The organism is Planktotalea sp., assembly GCF_018607965.1.
In the GTDB taxonomy this organism is placed as follows: domain Bacteria; phylum Pseudomonadota; class Alphaproteobacteria; order Rhodobacterales; family Rhodobacteraceae; genus Planktotalea.
Genome location: NZ_JABBAM010000024.1, coordinates 22,096 through 26,358 on the forward strand (window position 1 = coordinate 22,096; position 4,263 = coordinate 26,358).

General features: G+C 54.7%; 3 protein-coding genes. All 3 read right to left on the reverse strand.

Going from position 1 to position 4,263, the window contains the following annotated elements; genetic code table 11:
* Nucleotides 1–2,145 (reverse strand): 3-hydroxyacyl-CoA dehydrogenase NAD-binding domain-containing protein (locus QZ279_RS01755; RefSeq protein ID WP_293447180.1); only part of this gene is annotated, 2,145 nt, incomplete at its 3' end.
* A gap of 11 nt (nt 2,146–2,156) precedes the next feature.
* Nucleotides 2,157–3,368: an acetyl-CoA C-acetyltransferase gene (locus QZ279_RS01760; RefSeq protein WP_293447181.1), complete on the reverse strand. Its 1,212-nt coding sequence runs from the start codon at nt 3,366–3,368 to the stop codon at nt 2,157–2,159.
* A 225-nt stretch (nt 3,369–3,593) separates the two neighbouring features.
* A complete protein-coding gene (locus tag QZ279_RS01765) occupies nt 3,594–4,238 on the reverse strand; it encodes a glutathione S-transferase family protein (RefSeq protein WP_293447184.1) in 645 nt (214 codons plus the stop codon).
* Between the last annotated feature and the right edge of the window lie 25 nt (nt 4,239–4,263).

Genomic DNA, 4,263 nt, shown 5'->3' on the forward strand with positions numbered 1-4,263 from the left:
CATTTCGCGCAAAAGGTCAGGGCATTTGAAGCGCTGGCCGAACTGTGCTTCCAGCTCGTCACACCGTTCAGCTGCGTAAGCTGATCCCAGCATATCGAGCCATGATAGTGGACCACCTGTTGCGGGGGCAAAGCCCCAGCCAAGGATCGCGCCGACGTCGCCTTCGCGGATGTCCATCAGAACGCCTTCTTCAAGCGCACGTACGGCCTCTAGGCATTGAGAGAACATCAGGCGGTGCTGCACGTCAATCAGGCTCGGCTGTTCGTCGGACACTGGGAACTTGTCACGCAGACCGCCCCAAATCCCGACGCGCTTACCCTTTTCGTCGTACTCATAGTAACCCGCATTTGCCTTGCGACCCATGCGGCCCTGATCAAAGAGGTAGAACAGAACGTCGTCTGCGGCACCCGCATCATAGGCATTACCCAGCGCCTCTTTCGTGGCTTTGGCGATCTTCACGCCAAGGTCGATCGAGGTTTCATCGTTCAACTGAAGTGGGCCAACAGGGAAGCCAAGCTGACGCGCGGCATTGTCCACGAGTGCGGGTTCAACACCTTCGCCAACCATGCGGACACCCTCGTTGATGTAGGGAATGATGCATCGGTTCGCGTAGAAGAAGCGCGCGTCATTCACAACGATGGGCGTCTTGCGGATTTGGCGCACATAGTCGAGCGCTTTGGCCACCGCGCGGTCGCCCGTTTCGGCACCTTTGATGATTTCCACCAGCCGCATTTTCTCAACGGGTGAGAAGAAGTGAATACCGATGAACTGCTCTGGACGCTTGGACGCTTTGGCAAGGTCAGAGATTGGCAAGGTCGAGGTGTTGGAGGCAAAGATGCAATCCTCAGGGATCACGGCTTCGACCTTTGCTGTGATCTCTGCCTTGACTTTTGGGTCTTCGAACACGGCTTCGATAATCAGATCGCAGCCTTTGAGAGCATCAAGATCTGTCGTCGCTGTGATCATGTTCAACAGCGCGTCTTTCTTCTCAGGTGTCGCCTTTTTACGTGCGATGCCCTTGTCCATGTAGGTCGCGGCGTAGGCCTTGCCCTTGTCAGCGCTTTCTTGGGATTGGTCAATCAACACGACGTCGATACCGGCTTGTGCGGAGACAAGTGCGATGCCTGCACCCATCATACCCGCACCCAAGACGCCCAGCTTTTTGACGCGCTGATCTGGAACATCCACAGGGCGAACCGCGCCTTTGTCGAGCGCTTCTTTGTTCAAGAACAAAGAGCGGATCATCGCAGAAGAAGAGGGGTTCATCAGAATGTTGGTGAACCAACGGGCCTCTACTTTGAGGGCTGTGTCGAAGGGAACAAGCGCGCCCTCATAGACGGCTGACAGCAGTGCTTTGGCCGCAGGGAATGCGCCTTGGGTCTTGGCATTTACCATTGCAGAAGCTCCAACGAAGGTCATGAAACCCGCTGGATGGTAGGGCGCGCCTCCGGGCATTTTGTAGCCTTTCGCATCCCAGGGTTTCAGCAGGTCTGCGTCTTTGGCAGACAAAACCCATGCGCGTGCGTCGGCCATTGGATCAGCAGACACTTCGTCGATCATACCAGCTGATTTCGCTTTGGCAGGGTTCAACAGCTTGCCTTCCAGCAGATAGGGTGACGCCGCCATCGCGCCCATCTTGCGCACGAAACGTGTTGTTCCACCTGCGCCAGGGAAGATCCCGACCATGATTTCTGGCAGGCCAATTTTGGCCTTTGGATTATCAGCCGCAAAGATGCGATGTGTAGCCAGTGGCAGTTCTAGGCCGATGCCAACTGCCGTGCCGGGCAGAACAGACGCAATCGGTTTGCCGCCCTTGTTGGTCTTAGCGTCCATGCCTGCGCGTTCGATTTTGCGCAATAGGGCGTGGATTTGCATGATGCCTGCGAAAAGACCTACCGCAGGTTCGGCACCCGCATCGGCCTTCATTTTGGCAAGAACATTTAAATCCATACCGCCCGCAAACGTGCCCTCTTTGCCAGAGGTGATGATGATGCCTTTCACGGCCTCGTCATCCAGCGCGTCGTCGATATGTGCTTCTAGGTCGATAAAGCCTTGTTCGCTCATCACGTTCATTGATTTGCCAATGGCATCCCATGTGATTGTTGCGATGGCGTCGCCGTCTTTGATCATTGTAAAATCGGTCATGTCAGTTCTCCTCACACGCGTTCGATAATTGTTGCGGCACCCATGCCAGACGCGATGCAAAGCGTGGCAAGGCCAACGCCTTTGCCTGTGCGTTCCAGCTCGTCCAGAAGTGTGCCGATAATCATCGCGCCTGTTGCACCCAAGGGGTGACCCATTGCGATGGATCCGCCGTTCACGTTAACCTTGTCGTGGTCCACATTGAACGCTTGCATGAAGCGCAAGACGACAGCTGCGAAGGCTTCGTTCACTTCGAACAGGTCGATGTCGGAAATGGTCATGCCGTTGTCCGCGAGGATCTTTTCGGTAACGGGAACAGGGCCTGTCAGCATTATGGTCGGATCTGTGCCGATCTTGGCAGTTGCACGAATTTTCGCGCGTGGCTTTAGGCCGTACTTTTCGCCAAATTCTTTGTTGCCGATCAAAACCGCTGCTGCGCCATCCACGATACCGGATGAATTGCCTGCGTGGTGGATGTGGTTGATCCGCTCAAGATGTGGGTATTTCATCAGTGCGACCTTGTCGAAACCGGGCATGACTTCGCCCATCGCTTGGAACGCAGGATTTAGCGAACCGAGGCTTTGCATGTCTGTTTGTGGGCGCATGTATTCGTCGTTATCAAGGATCGGGATACCGTTTTGGTCTTTGATGCCGATCACGGAATTGGCAAAACGACCATCATCCCAAGCAACCTTGGCGCGGCGCTGGGATTCAACTGCAAGTGCATCGGCTTCTTCACGTGTAAATCCATACTCTGTCGCGATGATATCGGCAGAAATGCCTTGAGGCACGAAGTATTGCTTCATCGCGATGGAGGGATCAACCGCGATGGCTGCTCCATCAGAGCCCATCGGAACACGGCCCATCATTTCGACGCCGCCTGCGATATAGCCCATGCCTGCGCCGCCCCGAATTTGGTTGGCGGCGAGGTTCACAGCTTCCATGCCAGACGCACAAAAACGGTTGATCGCGAGACCCGGAATGCGTTCGTCTAGATCGGACGCAAGAACGGCTGAGCGCGCAAGGCAGCCACCTTGCTCCATCACCTGCGTAACGTTGCCCCAGATCACGTCCTCAACGGCGTGGCCGTTTAGGTTGTTACGCTCTTTAACCGCGTTGAGTGTTTGCGCAGACAGGCGCAGCGACGTGACTTCGTGGAGTGAGCCATCTTTGCGTCCTTTGCCACGCGGTGTGCGTAGCGCGTCGTAAATATAAGCTTCGGTCATATTATAGGCTCCTGTTCTTGAGCAAGTATTGTGTCAGCCGCGTCGCGCAGCTGTTTGAGTTCTGTTCGGTTTAATTTGATGAAGGCATGATTGCATCCACTTTTTATGCGTAGAGCTACGTTGTGCGTATCATTGACGTTCCAAATGGTAAGGTGCTTTGTAATCTGGTGTTTTTGCCCAAAATGACCGCCAAAAAAGAGCGTTTTTAGCCAAGCCCACACGCGTTTAAGCGCGGTCAGTGGGGCTGCCGGGCATCAAATCATAGGGGTGTTTCCAGCCTGGTGTCTGTTCGATCCGAGTAAGCCAAGCATCAAGGTGGGGCCAGTCTGCGCGGTCGAAACCGTAGGGTTCTGGATAGAACAGGTAGCCACAGCAGGAAATATCAGCGGTGGTGATTGTGGTGCCGACGATCCAGTCACGATCTGCGAGATGATCGTTCAAAGTTTGATATGCGGCTTTGAGGCGGCCTTGGTTGAAGGTAATGACCTCTTTGGGGCGCTTATCCTCTGGCAGAAAATTCATCAGGAAGCGCGTCATGCCAGCAATGGAGGACAGTTTGTGATTGTCCCACAGCACCCAACGCAGGACTTCGCGGCGTTCTTCTGGCGTCGCGCCTGTCAGTTTACCGCTGAGGTGGACAACATAATCTTGGATCGCGCCGGATTGGGTGATTTTGTAGTCGTGATCGGTGTCGATCAAAACGGGTGCTTCGCCCATTTCGTTGATGTTCGCTTTGTACTCAGGCGTGCGGGTTTCGCCGCCAAAAAAGTCTACGTAAATTGCCTCCCAAGGGAGGCCAGACAGTTCTAGCGTTAGTGCGGCTTTGTAGGCGTTGCCGCTTTCGCCGAAGCAATGAAGTTTGAGGGTCATAGGTTTGGTTCTTTCGGTAGGGTCG